At 55.0% G+C, this 20,138-nt stretch carries 15 protein-coding genes; 6 read left to right on the top strand and 9 right to left on the bottom strand.

The window, feature by feature from the left end:
• Positions 1–8: 8 nt before the first annotated feature.
• On the bottom strand, positions 9–719 hold the full coding sequence (locus G583_RS0108105; protein WP_022870682.1) for a DUF3710 domain-containing protein: 711 nt from the start codon (positions 717–719) through the stop codon (positions 9–11).
• 43 nt (positions 720–762) lie between these two features.
• Positions 763–1,251 carry a dUTP diphosphatase gene (gene dut / locus G583_RS0108100; protein ID WP_022870681.1) on the bottom strand — a complete coding sequence of 163 codons (489 nt, stop codon included), beginning with the start codon at positions 1,249–1,251 and terminating at the stop codon, positions 763–765.
• 113 nt (positions 1,252–1,364) lie between these two features.
• Here dut and G583_RS15085 point away from each other — a divergent pair, with 113 nt between their 5' ends.
• Positions 1,365–1,961, top strand: a complete 597-nt coding sequence (locus G583_RS15085; protein WP_022870680.1) for a DUF3093 domain-containing protein — start codon at positions 1,365–1,367, stop codon at positions 1,959–1,961.
• 113 nt (positions 1,962–2,074) lie between these two features.
• Here the strand turns inward: G583_RS15085 and G583_RS0108090 are convergent, their stop codons facing one another.
• Entirely contained in the window at positions 2,075–2,374 is a 300-nt protein-coding gene (locus G583_RS0108090) for a DUF4193 domain-containing protein (RefSeq protein ID WP_022870679.1), read from the bottom strand.
• Positions 2,375–2,672: 298 nt separating this feature from the next.
• Between G583_RS0108090 and sepH the strand changes: the two genes are divergently transcribed.
• Entirely contained in the window at positions 2,673–3,911 is a 1,239-nt protein-coding gene (sepH, locus tag G583_RS0108085; protein WP_022870678.1) for a septation protein SepH, read from the top strand.
• Between the two features lie 23 nt (positions 3,912–3,934).
• Here sepH and G583_RS0108080 read toward each other — a convergent pair whose 3' ends face one another.
• From G583_RS0108080 to G583_RS0108070, 3 genes are read right to left on the bottom strand one after another with little or no spacing between them, the layout of a single operon-like run.
• The gene (locus G583_RS0108080) at positions 3,935–5,098 is read right to left on the bottom strand and encodes an alkaline phosphatase family protein (protein ID WP_022870677.1); all 1,164 of its coding nucleotides are present in this window, start codon (positions 5,096–5,098) and stop codon (positions 3,935–3,937) included.
• A gap of 5 nt (positions 5,099–5,103) precedes the next feature.
• Positions 5,104–5,685: a DUF5998 family protein gene (locus G583_RS0108075; protein WP_022870676.1), complete on the bottom strand. Its 582-nt coding sequence runs from the start codon at positions 5,683–5,685 to the stop codon at positions 5,104–5,106.
• A 24-nt stretch (positions 5,686–5,709) separates the two neighbouring features.
• Complete coding sequence (locus tag G583_RS0108070; protein ID WP_022870675.1) at positions 5,710–8,460, bottom strand: bifunctional acetate--CoA ligase family protein/GNAT family N-acetyltransferase; 2,751 nt, start codon at positions 8,458–8,460, stop codon at positions 5,710–5,712.
• Positions 8,461–8,515: 55 nt separating this feature from the next.
• On the opposite strand from G583_RS0108070, the gene G583_RS0108065 reads away from it, so the two are divergent.
• Positions 8,516–11,047, top strand: a complete 2,532-nt coding sequence (locus G583_RS0108065) for a DNA gyrase/topoisomerase IV subunit A (RefSeq protein WP_022870674.1) — start codon at positions 8,516–8,518, stop codon at positions 11,045–11,047.
• Positions 11,048–11,049: 2 nt separating this feature from the next.
• Here G583_RS0108065 and cydC read toward each other — a convergent pair whose 3' ends face one another.
• Genes cydC through G583_RS0108050 form a run of 3 tightly spaced genes read right to left on the bottom strand, consistent with a single transcriptional unit; the run spans position 11,050 to position 17,284 of the window.
• Positions 11,050–14,655, bottom strand: coding sequence for a thiol reductant ABC exporter subunit CydC (gene cydC / locus G583_RS0108060; protein ID WP_029629398.1), 3,606 nt, complete (start codon positions 14,653–14,655; stop codon positions 11,050–11,052).
• Positions 14,652–15,671: a cytochrome d ubiquinol oxidase subunit II gene (gene cydB / locus G583_RS0108055; RefSeq protein ID WP_022870673.1), complete on the bottom strand. Its 1,020-nt coding sequence runs from the start codon at positions 15,669–15,671 to the stop codon at positions 14,652–14,654. The genes cydC and cydB overlap by 4 nt, the downstream gene beginning before the upstream one ends.
• 35 nt (positions 15,672–15,706) lie before the next feature.
• Positions 15,707–17,284, bottom strand: a complete 1,578-nt coding sequence (locus G583_RS0108050; protein ID WP_022870672.1) for a cytochrome ubiquinol oxidase subunit I — start codon at positions 17,282–17,284, stop codon at positions 15,707–15,709.
• 309 nt (positions 17,285–17,593) lie between these two features.
• On the opposite strand from G583_RS0108050, the gene G583_RS0108045 reads away from it, so the two are divergent.
• The 3 genes from G583_RS0108045 (at position 17,594) to G583_RS0108035 (ending at position 20,135) form a co-directional block, all read left to right on the top strand.
• On the top strand, positions 17,594–17,947 hold the full coding sequence (locus tag G583_RS0108045; RefSeq protein WP_281162087.1) for a BlaI/MecI/CopY family transcriptional regulator: 354 nt from the start codon (positions 17,594–17,596) through the stop codon (positions 17,945–17,947).
• A 21-nt stretch (positions 17,948–17,968) separates the two neighbouring features.
• Positions 17,969–18,940 (top strand): M56 family metallopeptidase, encoded by a 972-nt coding sequence (locus G583_RS0108040; RefSeq protein ID WP_022870670.1) that lies wholly within the window; start codon positions 17,969–17,971, stop codon positions 18,938–18,940.
• A 172-nt stretch (positions 18,941–19,112) separates the two neighbouring features.
• The gene (locus G583_RS0108035) at positions 19,113–20,135 is read left to right on the top strand and encodes a 3-oxoacyl-ACP synthase III (RefSeq protein WP_022870669.1); all 1,023 of its coding nucleotides are present in this window, start codon (positions 19,113–19,115) and stop codon (positions 20,133–20,135) included.
• The last annotated feature ends 3 nt before the right edge of the window (positions 20,136–20,138 follow it).

Here is a 20,138-nt window from a genome sequence, read left to right as displayed (position 1 = left end):
ACCGATTCCTATTTCTGCTTGGTTTGTTGTTGCGCTTTGGCTTCTTGACGGCGGCGGGCTGCTGCTTCGCGCATTGCGGCTTGAACATTTTCTGGTGGTGTCAATTCCAACATTTGCCGCGCTGGCAGCGGTTGGTCCCCGCGATCGATCACCGTGTTTTTCAATATGTCATACAGGAGGGCCGCTTGGTCTTGGTTGAGTGCGGCTTTGCCCATGATCATCGCTCTGATCATCCACCGAGGGCCGTCAATGCCTAGGAATCGGGCAATTCTTTCACCTTTACGACCGTCAGGTAGCTCTGCCGGTATTCGGATCAGAAGTTCTTTACCGAATTCGCCTTCTTCAGTGGTGACTTTGGCACCTTTGGCCGACTTGTTTTGATCAAACATCTCCTGGCGAATCTCATTCCACTGTCCGCCGGAATGCGGTGCAGCGAACGCCTGAATTTGAAGGGTTGAGTTTTCGTATACAGCTGAGACAGCAAAAACTTTTTGTTTTGTTTGCTCTTGTTCCAGACGGTAAGAAACCTTCTTGCGCATTGGCACTTTTATTGCGCCGAGGTCCATATATCCTTTACTGAAGTCACGCGTTTCGACCTCAGAGATATCAAAAGGCCCTGACGGTCGCTCATCAGCGGCAGGCGCATCTTCTGGACCCCGCAAATGCTCCGGCAGAACGACCGTTTCAGCTTGAACGTTTCTGTTGCGTCCAAAAAGCATCGTGAAAAATTCTCCTCTTGACTCAGTAGGACCGTAGTGCAGGCTAAGGGCCTGGCACAAAACCTCCGGTGGAACCAAAACCAGCATCCTTACGGATGGAATCTGGCAGTTCATCAACGACTGTAAATTCAGCCTGGTAGACAGGTTGTAGGACTAATTGCGCGATTCTTTCTCCGCGTGCCAAGTGAATCGTCTCGCGTGGATCAAGATTGATCAGCGGGACCTTGATTTCGCCGCGATACCCAGCATCTATTGTGCCCGGAGCATTGACGACACTGAGGCCTGCTCTCACCGCCAGTCCAGAACGGGGATGGATAAACCCAGCGACCCCTTCTGGGATAGCCATCGCAATGCCCGTAGGAACGAGCTGACGCTCCCCAGGAGCAAGTGAAACGTCGATGGTTGTGCTGAGGTCTGCGCCCGCATCGCCAGGCAGGGCGTATCGAGGTGCCGCAATACCGTCATCTAACATTTTCAGCTCAACACTCAGCTGACGTCGTGAGTGTCCGTGGTCTGACGGTGTGGCTGTCATGTAGCGCACGCTCCTGGGGTTTATATCAGTGGTACAGGGTCATAGTCTAGTCACCACGAACCACTATTGCCCAATATGATGGCGCCTTCAACTGGAGCTGTAAACTGGGACGCATGATTGAAAATGCTGAGAAGCCAAATGGGCCGGGTGGATCCCCGATCGTGTATCACGAGAAGTTGCGGCCCACGTGGCCAATGTGGTTGATGGTGCTGTTAGCCGGAGGGATTGGCTGGCTGACCCTCGCCCCCTTTGGGACCGGATGGGGCATTGGCTCCGGAATAGTTGTTGCAGCAATTGCGGCCTTTGTACTGCTATCGACAACAACAGATATCAGCGTAAGCACAACCCATGTGCAAGTTGGTCGAGCAACAATTGAGCGAGAATATGTAGGGACCGTAACCGGCTTCCGTGGCGATGATGCTTTTCAGCAACGGGGACCTAAACTCCATGGCTTGGCCTACCTTCACTTACGCAGCTGGGTGAAACCAGTCGTGCGCATCCAAATTGAAGACAAGCAAGACCGCACTCCGTATTGGCTGACTTCAACAAATAGACCCGAAGATCTCGTAAATGTTCTTGGCGGGGCGATGTTCACGCAAGAAGATCACGACAAGCATCACGAAGAAGATATCCCGCAATGGCTGATCGATGCTGAGCGTGAACAGTTAGAGGCCGAGCAAACCTCAGATAGAACACAACAAGAGAAATAGGGTTCAGCCGACTAACCGGCTTAACATAAGCAAAGGGGCGACCGTGTGTACACGGTAGAGCCCCTTTGTTGTTTGCTTTGATCGACTATGCGACCGAGCGCATAGACAATGAATTAGCCCTCGCAGTCAGTGCAGTAGAGCATGCCGTCTTCTTCTAGAGCAACCTGGGAGCGGTGCCGTACCAGGAAGCAAGAAGCACAGGTGAACTCGTCCGACTGGGCAGGGAGAACCGTGACTTGCAATTCCTCATCGGAAAGATCGGCGCCAGGCAGCTCAAAGCCCTCGGCAGCTTCCGCCTCGTCCTCGTCTACAACAGCCGACTGAGTATCAGTTCGACGGTTTTTGAGTTCCTCAATAGAGTCCTCGCGAAGCTCGTCGTCGTTCTTGCGGGGGGCGTCGTAATCCGTAGCCATGAATCTCGCATTCGGTAGGTGGTCACATCATGTTTTGATGCTGTGGTTCAGATGTGCTCTACGTTTTATCACGTCACTTGACATCTGTGAGTCAGATTCACCTTAGGCGGATTCTGACTCAACGTTTTCGAGGTGATCTAACCTTATTGACGCCAACATTGCAAGTCGAAATATTCTGCTGTACAAGATGTGTCTCAACTGACTGCGAAATAGTGCGCCACACCGGGCAAATTCCAAGCAATCTCGAGGCTTTCATGGCAGAGTTCACAAAGAAGTAGTATACGTTCGGAGGCCTTGCATGGGTTCATCTATCACGCACGATTCGGCTCGTCGGCTTCGCTTAGTGGGAGTCGCCGACAATGGCGACGAGCTTGTTTTGTCCAATACCGATGGCGAAGAGTTCTATTTGCCGATCAATGACGCGTTACGCAACGCTGCAACACGTCCCATAGGACGTCCGTCAGCTGCCGCTGCGGACGAAGCGGCAACGGAGCTCTCCCCTCGCGAGATCCAGGCAATGCTTCGTGCGGGACTCACGGTCGACGAGCTCGCTGCCCAGTACGACATGGATCGAGACCGTCTGGGCGTATACGCCACTCCTATCGTCGCTGAACGCGACTGGATCGCAAGACAAGCCCAAGAACTCGAGGTTGCCGCGCCACAGTTGGGCAATCATGCGTATGAAGCGGTTTTCGGCGACGAACCCGCTTTGCTCGGCGAAATGGTAGACCACCGGCTTCAAGCCATGGGACTCGACCCAGAAACGGTCCAATGGGACGCTTGGCGCCAAGCAGATTCGACTCTCTGGACGATTTCGGCCAACTTTTCAGTTGAAGGTCTCGGTGACTCCGCAATTGGTGATCCACCGCCCGCATTGTGGTCCTATAAACTGCAGTCTCAGCACTTGGAAAACTCGAACCGCTGGGCACAGGTGCTTAGCGAGTTCGGTCCTGCCGATTCCCCGGTGTCTTCCACCTCCACGCGTAGTCGCCTATCAACCGTCTCGGATACCCCGTTTGACCTTGAGTCGGATGCTACCTCGCAGAAATCCCACCCCTATACCGGTAATGAAACACATGAAGAGCTCTTAGACGTGCTTCATGCTCGGCGCGGCCAGCGTTTGGGAGTCGATGAAGAATCCGACGATGAATTAGCCGCCATGATTACCCGTGACGAAGAACCTGCGACTCCATTGCGGCCTAAGCTGGTGGTATCGCAAAACGATGGTGCTACTGATGAGGACGAAGCTGAATGGACTACCGAATACGAAGTGGCTTGGTCTGACACTGATGCCGATGATCCCTCTGAATGGGATGGCCAGGAAGTTATCGCAGGAGAGGACGACAGCCAGCACGAAACTCGTGACCACGTTGGTGCAGACCAACAGCTAGAAGGCCAGACTGACGCATTTGAAGACATGGCCGAGGACGAGACCGCTGAGGCTCTCAAGAAATCAGAACAACCGAGTCGTCCACGGCGCCGCCCGACTGTGCCGAGCTGGGACGAGATAATCTTTGGTACCCGTAAAGATTCCTAACCACGCCAGATTCTTCAACGCGGCTATGGGGTCTTAAAGACAACCCAGGGAACACGAACTTCAGCGGTTGTCGGGGCACCGTGGTGTCCTACCATCGCAAAGCTGTGTGGTGCAGCATGACGCGCGTCGTATAATGCGATCGATTCGTAGCCCGTAACGATGAGATTGCCGATGCGTGGTCGTACGTGGTCTGCGACGTTGCCAAACCAACCTGCTGTAATTGCCTCTTCACGGGTCGCGATCCATGCACGATCGCCAAAGTATTGGTGCCATGCATTCTTGGTTACTGCTCTTTGCTCTGTGCTGGCATCCGAATCAAAATGTAGTTGCACCATCCGGGGTTCGCCTGCTGTATGTGCGATGTGTTCGATTAACTCACCGTGAGCCGAAAAATCAATACGATCTTCCGGCTTGACCTCAATCATCCCGTGATCACCCGTCACGGCCGCGAGAGTGTCCGGAGCGAGTTTTCGGCTCAACCGTCGCATATTGAAGTCGAGCTCTTCCAGAACTTCTAACCAATGTGCTGAACCAGGACCACTTGCATGTCCCGCTTTATCGAGCTCATTAACATATAGGTAAATTAATGCTCCCGGATGCTGCGCTTCATGTGCTGCCTGGTTAAAACGCTTCGCCAGATCGTTTTGGCCAACAAATCGGGGCCCACGTAGCGCAGCTCGTGTCAGAGCAGACTCTTCGAAAGCTGACAGTGATACGGTGATCGGTTCGATCGCATGATCACCCGCCTGACGTTGGGCATTAAGCGTCTCGAAAATCGTGGGATTGGGTTGCCACGCTACTGGGTCAGTTCGTTCGTCCCAGCCACCCAATTGATTCACGACCACTTGTCGCTGCGGGTCATAGACGTCATAACCAATGAGACCGTGTTCCCCGGGCCCGAGACCGGTGCCTAAAGATGACAAACCGGCGGCAGTGGTCGAGGGATACACCGACGACATTTCAGATTGAGCCCTCGTTTGTTGCTTTAACTTACCTCGCAGAAATGGTGCGTGCGCGGCAAACTGTTCCAATTGCTCTAATCCCAGACCATCGACGAGCAAGAGTATCGCCGACCGAGAGCTTGGCAGCTGCAGAATATTCTTAAAGTCTGCGCCGAGACTAGCAGCTAGCGATGGAAATACATGCGTGAGGTTGCGATGCTTCGAGTAGCCGGTAGGTAAAGCCATCGTTACTATGCGTTCTCTAAGATTGCATCGCGAAGCTCTCGACTAAACGCCAGGGCTTTGTCGACAGCGGGCTGTCCATCGGCTTTGCCAGCAATGCGCAGAACCAGGTCTTCAGCGATACGGGTGGCGAGATAGCCATGGTCGGCTTCACACTCAGGATCGTCACAGAGATTGGGCAGAAATTCCATTCGTGCTCCACCTGCCCAGCTCAGTACCAGTGTGACTTCCGATGGAGCTTGGCCCGGCTCATAGTGTTGCGGAGCATCGTAACCGGTGGTGACCACACACGAATCAATTTTCGACAATGGCACGATTTCGGTAGCTACCGAAGCTCGCGCTGCACTTTGCGGCTCATCTTGCAGATCATTGAGGTGCAGGGCAGCCAAGACATTACCTGCAGCCAATACCAGCACAGTAATATGACGGTGCAAATCGTCGTATCCGAAGTGTGTTTCCACGTGCACGTAATGCGACAAAATCTCACGCGCACCCAGCTGTTGTCCCATAACATCGGCGACTAGCTGTGGGTAAAACCCTGCACGTTCAATATCGAGTGCCAGTTCGGCTGGCAGTACGGGGTTTGGCATATTAATGTGTTTCGTCCTTTATTCCTAGTGAATCAACAACGCACGGCGCGCTGAGTCGGTACGTATGGCAGCATTCGCAATATATAATTCTGCTTTCAGCACGGTGACAGCACCGGGCGCGGCTAGCAGCGGGTTAAACCGCAATCGTGCGACTTGGGGCAAATCATCCTTCAACTGAGAAACTCGGGCAAGGAGGTCTTTTATGCCTTCGGTGTCGACAGCAGGAATGTCACCGTAACCAAAGAGCTTAGCCGATGCCTGAGGTGTGCGGAGGAGTCGATCTAAATCGTGATCTGATAGAGGCGGCACCACATGCACCCAGTCATCCAAAAGTTCTACGGCGTCACCGGAGATGCCGAAAGACAACACCGGACCAACGAGCGGGTCCTCAACAGCAGCGACGATGCAACCCTGGCCCGGGGGCGCCATCGCTTGAACTTCAATAGAAGGGGCCCCATACGGAGCCAACACTTCGCGCATCGAGTCTATGTTGGCTCGTAGGGCTTCTGGACTTTCAATATTTAGTCGTACACCACCCAAATCAAGCCGGTGACGCAAGATTGAATTATCGGCTTTCAACGCGACGGGGTACCCGAATTCTTGAGCATACTCTAAGGCTTGATCTGTACTTTGGAACCGGCGGGATGGCAGAACGCTGATCCCATAGCAGCCTAGTAACTCATCGGTTTGAGCTCGGGAGAGCTTCAGCAGTTCGGTACCTGATGCCTCTTCAGTCCATGCAGTCACGAGTTCTTCGGCTTTGTACCGGTCGATATCTTCATACTCCACTGCAATCCCCTGCTCGGCATCCCGCCAGGCACGGTACCGGACCAACTCAGACAACACTGCAACGGCTCGTTCTGCGGACGAGAACAGTGGTAGCCCATACTGTCTTGGGCTACTGGTTTGGTCATCGGGTTCAACGGTCAATTGCTCTCGAAGTTTCCCTTCACCAATAATTGTTGTAGGACTGAAACTCTGTTCGAGAACCGCGGTAAACGACGCCATGATGCTCACATCTGTGTCTCCCCCGGCATCAGTAATAGCTTGCGCGATCCGTCGAGCGTCACCATCCGACTGATACATGCTGGGTTGCACTAAGACGATGATTGCATCGGTTTGCCCCGCGTCGAGAGCGTCCCTAATGGTCTTCGTTAAGGTCTCAATAGCCTGGTCTACCGTATGCTCAGCGTCCAAGATGTCAACATCCTGGACGTCAACAACTTCGAGGCCAGCACTTCGAGCATTTTCCAGGGTGAGCCTGTTAATAGCCGGAGCGTTGCCAATGACCGTGAGCCGTGGTCCTGCCGGTACTGGTTGGCAGGCCAACACCTGTAAAATATCAATCAGCTCGGTATAACTATCTGTCTCGATTGCGCCGGCTTGTCGCAACATCGAAGGTACCGTCCCACGCGGTGCTTCGGTGGTTCTCGTGGAGTGCCCCGGTGGGATGCGGCGACCCATGCCATGTGATCTGGAGACGACTACAGGTTTTTTGCGGGCCAAGCGGCGCACAATTCGTGAAAATTTACGTGGATTGCCAAAAGATTCCAGATAGAGCCCTACAGCGCTGGTATTGGGATCGTCCTCCAGATATTGCATGGCATCGTTGCCTGATACATCGGCACGGTTGCCAGCATTGATCATCGAAGAAACACCGATCCCTCGCTGTTGTGCTGCAGTAAAGAGCATGGCACCGATGGGTGCTGACTGTGAAAACAAACCGATCGACCCGTGCCGTGGCATCGTCGGTGAGACCGAGGCGTTGAGGCTAATATCTGGATCGGTGTTGATAATACCTGCTGAAGCCGGTCCGATAACCCGCATGCCGTGTCGGCGCGCGACTTGCACAAGCCGACGCTGCTCAGCGAGACCTTCTTCGCCCTTGAAGCCTTCGGTGACCATGATGAGGCCTTTGACACCGTGTGCTGCACAGTCCTGAACAACGGACCGTATTTGGTCGTACGGCACTGCGATAACAGCAAGATCTATATCTTGGGGTACTTCGGCAAGGGACGCACGCGAGATCATCCCGGCAATCTCAAGGGCGTCCTTATTGATCCCGTACACCGGGCCGGTGTAACCGCCTTCGAGAATATTCTCGAGGAGGGCAAAGCCAATCGAGCCCCACTGCCGCGACGCACCAATAACCGCAATGGATTCTGGGCGCAGCAATTCAGCCACAGATCGAGCCTCAGCACGGTGCTCACGAGATTCCATAACAGCTCGGACTCGCGCGGTGGGGTCAATCGGGAATTCAACAACAACTACGCCGTCTTCAAACGATCGGGAGGTTTCGAAGCCGGCTGCCTGAAACACCGACAACATTCTGCGATTTTCGGGCAAGACCTCGGCGGTAAAGGTGCGGATCCCATTTTCCTTGGCTGCAGCGGCCAGGTGTTCCATAAAAATTGATGTTAGGCCGCGGCCTTGGTGGGCGTCAGCGATGTTGAACGCTACCTCAGCTTCGGTGGCGTTGCCTAAACGGTCATAACGGCCGATACCCATGAGCTCATCGCCCAGAAGAATGACGAAAGCGACCCGGTCTACGTAATCAACTACGGTGAAACGCTCCAACTCTTTAGCCGAAAGCTGGGACTTATACGTAAAATAGCGAAAGTAGATAGAATCCTGGGATTGACCCTCGTGCAATTTTTGGAGTGCATCGGCATCGTTTGGAGAAACCGGGCGCAGCCGAGCCGTCGCACCATCGCGTAACAGCACATCGGCTTCCCAGTGGGCCGGATATGGGCGTTTGGTTTTCTGTTCAGCCATATAATTATCTTAATCCACATTCAGGCCGTGGGAACCACGTGACAGGAAAGGTCAGATGTCAAAACGTTCAAACCAGAGGTCTTCTGCGAAAGCTAGTGCTGCACTTGTACCGCTTGAAGACCAGAACATTGTCGACATTGATGTCGCTTCCGAGATGGAACACTCCTTTTTGGAGTATGCCTATTCGGTGATTTACACCCGCGCGCTACCGGATGCACGGGACGGCCTGAAACCAGTCCAGCGACGGATCCTGTACATGATGGACCAGATGGGGCTTTCCCCGGATAAAGGCCACGTGAAGTCCGCCCGTGTAGTGGGCGAGGTGATGGGGAAACTCCATCCGCACGGCGACTCGGCGATCTATGACGCTATGGTCCGTCTCGCACAAGACTTCAACCTCCGCTTACCGCTGGTTGATGGCCACGGTAACTTCGGTTCTGTTGACGACGGACCGGCTGCATCTCGTTACACTGAAGCGCGCATGTCTCAGGCTGCCGTGGCGATGACCGCTCATCTCAACGAAGACACGGTCGATTTCGAGCCGAACTATGACAATCAAATGCAGCAACCGTCAGTCTTACCCGCTGCGTTCCCCAACTTGTTAGTTAACGGTGCGGCTGGGATTGCGGTTGGCATGGCCACCAATATGGCACCGCACAACCTGGGTGAAGTCATTGCGGCCGCGCGTCATTTGCTGGAGGATCCCGAGGCTGAAACTCAGGCTTTGATGAAGTTCGTCCCCGGCCCCGATCTGCCGTCGGGAGCCCGCATCGTTGGTCTTGATGGCATCAAAGAGGCCTACGAGTCGGGACGTGGCCGGTTCACTATGCGAGCCACCGTTGATGTTCAACAGGTGTCAGCTCGTCGCACCGGCCTCGTCGTCAGCGAACTGCCTTACGGTGTTGGGCCAGAACGAGTCATCGACCGACTGAAAAATGCGGTTAACAACAAAAAGGTCACCGGAATCGCCGATGTCATGGACCTCACCGACCGTCACAACGGCCTGAAGTTGGTCATCGAGCTGAAATCTGGGTTCAACCCCCAGGCGGTCCTGGCCCAGCTCTACAAACACACACCGCTAGAAGAAAACTTCAGTATTAATAATGTGGCCCTCGTTGATGGCCAGCCGCAGACTTTGGGACTCAAGGATCTTCTGGCCGTCTATATTGATCACCGGTTGACCGTGGTACGTCGTCGTACTGCCCGCCGCCTAGGCAAACGGCAAGACCGTCTCCACTTGGTCGAAGGTCTCTTGCTCGCACTCGTCGATATCGACGAGGTTATCGAAATCATTCGTACTTCCGACGACGCCGCTGCAGCCCGGGAACGTCTCATGTTGGTTTTTGATCTCACCGAGGTCCAGGCCAACCACATTTTGGAACTCCGATTGCGGCAACTGACAAAGTTCTCCCGTTTAGATCTTGAGACCGAGCGGGATGACCTTATTGCCGCAATCGAAGAATTGGAAGCCATCCTGAATTCTCGTGCGAAACTCCGGGAGGCGGTTTCCGATGAGTTAGCTGCAGTAGCTGAACAGTTTGGTGATGAGCGCCGCACCAAGTTGGTCAAGTCCGAAGAACTCGAACCGGCAATCACCGCATCATCATCCAAAACTGAGCGAGCAGCTGCCGCCTCCGCCCTGTTAGTGCCAGATGATCCTTGTTGGGCAGTGCTGTCTGCTTCCGGTCGGCTGCTGCGTACAAAGGATCGCACGCCGATAACAGCCGAGGGCCGTCGCCGTCGTCACGACGTCTACACGTCAGTGGTAGCAACCACAGCACGGGGTGAAGTCGGTGCCCTCACGGATACCGGACGCTTGATTCGTCTCAATACTGTTGAGCTGCCCGCATTAGAGCAACCTACTGCCACGCCGACGCTGGCTGATGGGGTGAAAGCCACTGATTTTGTGACACTACAGCGAGGCGAAAAGATTATAGCCCTCGTGCCATTGAATCAGGTGTTGGCCGTGGGTACTCGTGATGGTGTGGTGAAGCGGGTTCGGCATGACGACTGGCCCCTGAACCAAGATGAGTTCGAGGCCATCACGCTCAAAGGTGATGACAAAGTCGTGGGCGGTTCGGTTGCTGCCAATGACGACGATCAGCTGGTCTTTATTTCCGATGCGGGGCAATTATTGCGCTTTGCCGCCGAGTTGGTGCGTCCGCAAGGACGTGCGGGTAGCGGTATTGCCGGTATGAAACTCGTTGAAGGCGACCAGGTACTGTCCTTCACAGTTGCGCCTGCCGCCCAAGTGGATGAGGCCACGGTGGTAACGATTACCGCCACTGACGACGGTATGCTCGAGTCCGCGCCGACGGCGAAGCTCACAAAATTGGTGGAGTTTGCGCCCAAGGGCCGCAATACTCAAGGAATCCGTGCCCACCGCATGTTGCGCGGCGAACTGGGCTTGGCGCTGGCCTGGGCTGGGCCCCATCCATTAGCCTCCACGGTTGGCGGAGTCGCCCGGGTGCTTCCACAGGAATATTCAGACCGTGATGCTTCTGGCATTATGTTGGATTCCGCGATTGGGGTCATCGGCGCTGGCGCGTCACCTGCCTCAGGAGAAGACGTTTCGTCTGAAGCATAGCCCTATAGGCGCACTGGTCTTCCCGCAGTCGCGAATCGCTGATCATGCGTCACCATGATGGTGATTTTGTCGACGAGAGCGCGCTTGAGGTCGTCGATGAGGTCCGCTGCTTCATCTGCGCCCAAATGCGCCGTAGGTTCATCCAGTAGCACGACATGGGCATCTGCCAGGAGCGCTCTGGCTACAGCGACACGCTGGCGTTGTCCTCCCGAGATGAAGTGACCCGATGGTCCCAGTCGGGTGTCTAACCCATGCGGTGCCGTAGCTATCCAGTCACCCAGTCCGACGGTTTGCAGCACATCGTGCAGTTCGGCGTCGGTGGGTCGGTGCGCCGGGTCGCGGGATAATGCCAGGTTGGAACGCAGCGTGGAGTCAAACAGATAAGCCTCTTGCGGGCACCAAGCCACATGTTGCAACGCCTCATGTGCGGTAGGCTCGGCGGCCGTGACCGTATAGGCGCCGCCCTGGGGCTGCAAAAACCCTTGTAATACCGCCAGAAGCGTCGATTTACCGGATCCTGAAGGACCGACAACAACCACGAAATCCCCTTTGGTTGCCTCCATGGACAACCCGTCGAGGACCTCAGAGCTGGCCCTGCCATAGGACACAGTAATTTCATCAAGCTTGATACGCGCTATGCCATCATCATTGGTATGTTCCAACAAAACCCACTGTTGACTACGGTCATCCTGTTGTTCGAGCATCGGCAGCAGTTTGCCAAGTTGATGATGAAGTTTGCGGGCTTCTGTGGTGGCTTCGCTGAATCGTCCGAACGGTTCGGCCATGGCTAGCATGAGCATCACGACCAGTGCGGTGTTGGGCGCTGAAATCCCGTTAGAGATCGCGACCCAGAGTGTCTGGACAGCCGCCCAGCCGGCGATCAACGAGGTGAGGCCATCGCCGAAACCTGCGGCCAAGGCATTGCGTTTCAACGGGGCGGTATTTTGTGTGTCCATGGCAGCGAAATCACTGGCTGCACGATCTGTCATGCCATTAGTCGCCATGTCACCTGCTGCGGTGAATAAACGCGAAGTAACGGTCACAAGTCCTGTGCGATGGTCTGCGAGCGCAGTGGTTGTACGCGCGTCGACGAGCCGGACAATGACGGGGACGAGGATGAATGCTGCCACCCCGGCTACCACAGCAGGCCACCAGGAGTCCGGGGCCATGTAGGCTACGATGCCGGTAGCTAGGGCCCAGGTGATGACAGCCGCTGGAATGGGGACGATAACGCGAGGAACAGCGTCGCGCAGTTGGTCAACATCTGATATCAATACCGATAGTGCCCCACCCGACCGGGTAAGACGATTCCATTCTATGGCGTGTGAGCCCAACGCATCCCAAACACGAAGTCGAATACGATTAGCCCACGACAAGACAGCATCATGCACGGTGACTCGCTCAGCATAACGGAAGACAGCACGGCCGGTGCCAAAGAACCGGACCCCAACAATGACGGCCAGCAAATACAGGATCGGTGGTTCATAAGCCGCTTGGACAATGAGCCACCCTGAGAGTGCCGACAGTAATGCCGCGGCCAGAAACGCTGCGGTAGCCCAACCGATGCCGGCCAGAAACTGACCGCTGTTCAAAGGCAGGTAGCGCAACCAGTCACGGAGGCGTACCTGCCGGGTGGAGTGGACCGTAGCGGGCTGTTGTTGTCCAGACGACGACTCGGTAGGCTCAGCTGTCTCTTCGTCGGTGATGGGAGCATCGACCACCACAACATTCCCAAACAATTGGTCTGCTGCTGCGTGTACTACACGGTCATGTGATGCCACCAGGAGTATCACGTTGAGTTGCTGACCATTGGGCAGGTTGCCATTGGCTAGAGCCCGGAGCTCACCGCGTATCAGAGTTGCCGATGTGTGATCTAAGTGTGCCGTTGGCTCGTCCAGTGCCACCAACCATGGCTGCTGAGTTGCTCCAACAGCGCTGGCCGTCAGCAATCGCATGAGTACCCGGGCGAAGCCGAGACGACGTCGCTCCCCCGGAGAGAGATTGTCAATGTGGCGCGCGTGTGTATTCGGCAGGTCAGCATGCTTGAGTGCGAGACCGGTGAGCTCGGCAATGTTCGGCGTAGACTGTCCCCCGGTAAGTTCTGCCGCTGTCGCTTGACCGACCATGGCTAATTCTTGGTCTACGGTGTGTGCTACAAATACCGGGTGCTGGCTAAGATATGCCGTCGGTTTGGAAACCAAGCCATGTACCGAGCCGTCGAACGTGGCTTCGGCTGAGGTCAGCAGTCCGGTCATTGCCGCTAGCAGGGTCGATTTTCCGGTGCCGGATGCGCCTCCCAGTACCGTGTACTGTCCCGGCTCGAGGTGTAAATTCATGTTGGTGATGACGGGGTCTAGTACCTCGACATCATAGTGGGGCAGGTAGGCGTCGTCGTTATCGACCGGCTCGTCGCGAGCTGCTTTTTGTGCTTCGGAGAATTGTTGCGGGGTTAGATACTCTGGGCCCGCATAGGTCTCACGAGGGATTTCTTGGAGGGCCTTATAGGAGATGGTGACGTGTGTCAGGTCAATAGCTGTCGGCGCTTTGGAGCCAGCATCGAGCACGGTTGCCATGGACTCTGGGATCGGCTGGTTGATCTGTGCCTTGGCCCGCTTCAGTGCTTCTACGCCGTCTTCTGAAGCATGGAACGCTGAACCGATATTCCGAAACGGCAGGTAGACTTCGGCCGCCAGTGTCAACACCATAATACCCGCATAAAGCTCCATGGAACCGTTCACAAGGCGAACGCCAATCACCACGGCAATAATCGCCACGGATAACGATGCCAACAGCTCCAGTGCAAGTCCTGACATGAATGCCGCCTTCAGCGTGTTCATGGTGGTTCGCTGATATGTTTCAGAAACCTGCTGCAGGGCTTGGCGTTGCATTCCGGCACGACGTAAGCCCACCAGCACCGGTAACCCTCGTGCAAGTTCCAATAGATGGTGCGAGAGTTTATTCAACCCCGTGGCAGCTTCAGCTACGCGATGTTCTGTATATCGGCCGATCAGAATCATAAACATTGGGATCAGCGGTATCGTCAGCAGCAACACTGCAGCACTCAACCAGTCGTGCACCAAAATCCAGATACCTAGGCCCAATGGGATGACCATCGCCGAAACCAGTGAGGGCAAAAAGTCAGTGTAGTAATCGTCAAGCCCGTCGAGGCCCTGCGAGACCAAAATACTATCTTCACCAGCACGATCTGCATGGGCCCCTGCTGCGGCAAGCCGATGACGGACCAATTGGTCTCGCAGATGCTCTTTTTCACCGAGTGCTGCTCGGGTAGCCAACACCTGCTGGCCCCACTCGGCCAGACCACGCAATACCGCACCACCGAAGCCGAGCCCCAGCGTGACGATGAATTCAGGACTGGTTGTGAACTCGACCAGGGTGTCAATGAGGCCGGGTGCTGTACGCGGGGAATCGAAGAGAAGTTGCAGCAGTTGTGCAGCATCGGAGGCCGGCAGAGCTGCCGCGAGCTGGGAGATACCGCGTGCTAGTGAAACAGCGATAAGGATCCAACCGGCCAATTTGACTAGGGCTAGGACGCCGAGCCCAACCAGTGCTCGACGTCCTGCACGGGAAGCGGGAAGTTCCGGTATCAAACCGGTGTCACCACAACGGACTCAGGAATGTGTTGTTCTCCAAGACGTTGGCGGAATACCCAATAACTCCACACGCTGTACGCTAAGACCAGCGGGAAGAAGACCGCGGTGACTATCGCCATGATCGTCAGGGTATAGTCCGAGGACGAGGCCGTGGCGACAGTGAGGTTATAGGCCTCGTTGATCGTTGATGGCAAGACGTTGGGGAACAGTGCAGTAAATATTGCTCCGACCCCAAAAACAATGAATACCACCATGCCGGTGAAGGTCAAGCCTTCTTTTCGACGGCCCGATGCCAACCATGCCACCGCTAATCCCAAGGCTGCAATGGTCAACATGGCCCATGCGGAGACCTTTGGGTATCGCATCACCACCATGATGGCCCAGCTAGCCGCGGGTAAGAAATACAACGGTAAGTAGCGTCGAAGCTGTCGGTTTCCTGCGGCACGTGGTGCGCCGAGGGTTTTCAACGTCAAGAAGGCCCACCCTTGAGCAAGTGAGATGCCAACAACCGCCAGTCCACCCAGGATAGCCCAACCGTTGAGCCAGGCAAACGGGCCACCGACGCGATCACCATATTCATTCAGTGGAAGACCTGTGGTCGTCAGTGCCAGCATTGCACCGATCGTAAAGGCCGCCACAAACGAGCCTCCTGCCATTGCCCACGTCCAGAGGTTGCGTGCAATCTGACTGTGAGATTTTCCGCGATATTCAATGGATACCGCACGCAGAATCAGTGCAAGCAGGGCGAGGGTCAATGGAATATATAACCCGGCAAACATCGAAGCATACCAGTGCGGAAACGCTGCGAAAGTTGCTCCTGCTGCCGTCACCAACCACACTTCATTACCGTCCCAGACGGGGCCGATTGAGTTGAGCAAGACCCGGCGCTGGGATTCGTTTTTGGCCCAAACCTTCATCAACATGCCGATACCTAGGTCGAAACCATCAAGGACCAGATACCCGATCCACAGCACAGCGATGAGGATGAACCACAACGTGGGAAGAACTTCCATGGTGATTTACCTTTCTACTCCTGTTGTGGGCTGCACTAGTATGCGAAGGCCAACACGTCGGACGAGGGTTTATCCTCGTCGTCATTATGTTCATCCGCGAGAAGTTCAGGCATTCCTGCCGGGTGACCGCCCTTGGTATAGCGAACTAACAACACGACTTCAACTACTAACAGCAGCGCATAAATTAACGTCAGGGCGATAAGAGAAAATACAATCTCTTGCCCTGTCACCCCTGGCGATACCGCGGCTGCCGTGAATTGCCAGACCTGGTCCACCCCGGTTGGGTCCGGATTCGGGGCGACGGTGAAGGGCTGGCGTCCCATCTCGGTAAAGACCCACCCGGCTGAGTTGGCAGCAAACGGAGCCAGGATCGATAACCATGCCATGTTCATGAGCGTCGTATCGTGTGGCACTGTGCCCTTTCGTCCGATCCATAATCCAAAGGCGGCTGCAGCGGCGGCTACACCACCGAACGTAATCATCAAGCGGAAGCCCCAGTAGGTGACTTCCATAATAGGGAGATATTCAATTTCAGAACCAGCGCGCTCGCCATATCGAGGATCATCTGGCAGATGGGTACCGTAGGCTTCCTGGTACTTCGGGATCAGTGAGTTTACGCCTTCTACCGGAGTGGTGAAATCGTTGTGGGCCAAGAAAGATAACAGCCCCGGTATCTCAAATACACCAACGACATCGTCGCAGGTCGTTGCACCGTCGCTATCGCGACTAGCAACCGACAACACTGAAAAGCCCGTACCATCGTGGCACGCTGCCTCTGCGGCAGCCATCTTGAGTGGTTGCTGTTGAATCATCATCTGTGCCTGGGTATGACCGGTAAACGCCGTACCTAAGAATGCGACAATTGCGATCCATCCGCCCCAGCGAAATGACGAACGCCAACCCTTATAGTCGACCTCGTCGCGAGCTTTGGAACCTGTCGTTCCAACAACGACATAGCCGTTGTCGTCCACGGTATCGATGCCTTCTTTACGACGTTTCCACAGGTGGTACCAGCCGATGCCAAGCAGCATTGAACCGGCAACCGCAAGCGCACCGAAGATCGTGTGGGGGAAATGAATTAAGAGCGTGGGGTTGGTCATGACAGCCCAGAAATCAACCATCTGGGCACGGCCATCAACATACTCAATGCCAACCGGATGCTGCATAAAAGCATTCGCAGCGAGGATGAAGTATGCAGAAACTACAGAACCGGCAACTGCCAGCCACAGCACAGTCAGGTGAATTCTTGGCCGTACGCGGCCCCATCCGAACACCCAGATGCCGATAAAGACTGATTCCAAGAAGAAAGCGATAAGAGCTTCCATCGCCAATGGGGCACCGAATACATCGCCGACGAAGCGCGAGTATTCACTCCAGGCCATACCAAACTGGAACTCTTGAACCAGGCCCGTGGCAACCCCCATGATGAAGTTGATCATGAAGATTTTGCCCCAGAACTTTGTCATCCGGAGGTACTGTTCTTTACCTGTTCTGTGCCACGCGGTTTGCATCGCAACTAAGACAATGCCCAAACCGATGGTCAGTGGCACCATCAGGAAATGGTAAACAGTTGTAATACCAAACTGCCACCGCGCTACCTCAAGAGGATCCATTGTGGGTCCCTCTCCCTCTGGCATGAACGCCGACGCTCGAAATTCTAGAGAATACCGTTGTGGTACTTCACAGGCCAACAAAGCCAATTGAAGCCTCAGCGGCAGGTTGCTAACCAACCTCTAGGGTCATAATAACCACACTTCTACGCAATGTAGAAATCGATATTTCCGAGCCAACTCAAGATTTTCTACGCAATGTAGAAATTACGATGTTGTTGCGTTAGTATGTTGAGTCTCAAGGTAACCGCACTGAACCGAAGAACTCTCACTCACACCAGGGTTAGTGCAGAAAGTTATGAAGGGGCGTCATTGGGCGAACTGGAACAGGCGATTATGAATTTGCTGTGGGATTCCACAGAGCCGCTCACCGCGAACGAGGTGCGCGAGGCACTCGCGCAACGCCAAGACAACGAACCAGCTATCACGACAGTGCTTACTGTCCTCGGTCGACTCAGCAAAAAGGGATTTGTTACGAAAGACTCGTCGCGTCGTCCCCACGAATTCAGCGCAGCGACCAGCCGCGAGGAACACACCGTTCAGCTGTTGAATGACGTGCTGGGTTCAGCCGTTGACAAACATGCCGTGCTTGCTCGTTTTATCGGTGGCATTGAACCTTCCGATGCCCAGCATGTCCGCCATCTGCTCCAATCCCGCGACAGCTAGCCACACCCTGCTTGGAGGCGCATGCTGACACCCTATCTTCTCGCATGCCTAGCTATCCTGCTCGCATGGCCGGTCCCCCTGTGGCTCCAAAAAGCCAAGTGGCCGTCGCGGGCCCCCGGTGCAGCCCTCATACTCTGGCAGGCCATAGGCCTCAGCGGTGGCCTGGCACTTGTCACTGCACCACTCACCTGGGGCCTTCAGCCTTTTGGAAACGGCATACTCAGCGCCAGCACTGAACTCTGGCACGTACTGCAAAGCGGCGGCATAGAGGCAGTATTTGCCGACGACCGCTGGGAGCCGTTTGGGTTCGCTGCGATCACTCTTGGCTGCATACTATTCGGACACCTGACCTTAGTACTCCTACATACGACTTACACAACATTTAGCCAGCGGAAAAAACACCGTGAGTTTGTCGAAGTCTTGTCCGCGTCGCTCGGCAACCACGATCATGAACTCGATAATGCAAGACGACCGACCACAAGCACCCGTGTACTCCCCGTAGAGCACCCTTTGGCATACTGCCTTCCGGCCATCAACCAGCCCATCACTGTGGTCTCGCGGGGTTTGCTCGACGAATTATCACCTAGGCAACTTGCTGCTGTCCTAGCCCACGAGTCAGCGCATCTCACCCAACGCCACGACTTACTGCGTTTAGCGTTTCAGGCGTGGCACAAGGCGGTACCCTGGTTCCCAGCCACCCGTGCCGCCGTCAATGAAGTGACCCAACTCACCGAGATAATGGCCGATGATGCCGCGCTATCTCAGCACGAACGCAATGATCTCAAAACTGCTCTAGCGCGCACTCTGGCCGATACTGCGGCAACTACACAGCAACCGCTACCAGGGACAGAAACGCAACATACTGCCGCTGCGTCGCGACGTTTCAGGCGGCTCATAACGCCAGATACACCACTGGACTCATGTAGAGTTAGCCTGGTCATAATCTCGGCCGCCCTTCTGATAACGGTGCCTGCAGCCGTCAGCCTCTTATAGGTAAGCCCCAAAATACCTTCCCGATAAGAGGAACTAAGCTGCGAGGATAGGCCGCACACGGAAATCGCGTGGCGTATTAATCCGCGCTAGGCTGGTAAGTTATGACAAGTCAAAAAATTGGCGCCCTAGCTGCCAATTTTGAACGGAAATAAACAGGAATGGACAATCCAACGTGAGTTCTAATGCGGTTTCAATTCACCACAATGCGGCATTACTTTCTGTGGTAGAAGTGACCGCTCCGGTAGAAGTCACTTCCGACATGATCGACGACCGTCTCGCGGCCGTGCTCAAGCGTCTTCGGCTTCCCAAACGCCTGCTAGAACGCGTAGCCGGGGTCCAGGCTCGACGCATGTGGGAAAGTCCCCAAGATTATGTTGCCGGTGCAGCCCAAGCCGGGGTCAAAGCGCTAGCCGAAGCAGGCATTACTCCTGACGCGGTAGGTTTGCTGATCAACACTTCGGTTACTCGAACAGAGCTAGAACCAGCCGTTTCTGTTCAGATTCATGATTCCATGGGCCTGTCCCCCAAAGCTACGAACTTTGACATCACCAACGCCTGCCTCGGGTTCGTCAATGGCATGGACCTCGCTTCAACCCTCATTGACGCCGGGCAAATTGATTATGCCGTCGTTGTAGCGGGAGAAGATGCCAAGCAGGTTCAAGAAGCCACCTTGAGAAACCTACACTCCGACAAGACCACTCGTGATAATTTCATGGAGCAATTCGCTTCACTCACCCTTGGTTCAGGTGCTGCAGCAGCTGTCCTGGGACGTGCGGATCGACATCCGGAAGGCCACCGTATCCTTCGTGGCGTCACTCGAGCAGGCACCCAGCACCATCAGTTATGCCAGGGTGGTCATAACGGCATGATTACCGATTCAGGTGCCCTACTCGAACACGGTCTAGCCCTTGTCATGGACGCCTGGAATGACACCCCTGCGGACTGGAACTGGCAAAACATGGACCGTTATATCACGCACCAGGTATCGCAGATGCACACCGATGCAATTATCAAATCTGCGGGGATCGAGCGTACAAAGATCCCCACAACTTTTCCTTCGCTCGGTAATATTGGACCAGCGGCCCTTCCCATCACACTCGCGCGTGAACTTGATTCTCTTGAAGCAGGTGATCGGATCCTCACGATGGGTGTAGGCTCCGGTCTCAACGTTGCAATGCTAGAAATAGAGTGGTGACCC

The organism is Yaniella halotolerans DSM 15476, from assembly GCF_000420805.1.
Taxonomy (GTDB): domain Bacteria; phylum Actinomycetota; class Actinomycetes; order Actinomycetales; family Micrococcaceae; genus Yaniella; species Yaniella halotolerans.
The sequence above is the reverse complement of the archived record's forward strand: the minus strand, read 5'-3'. Positions and strand labels throughout refer to the sequence as shown.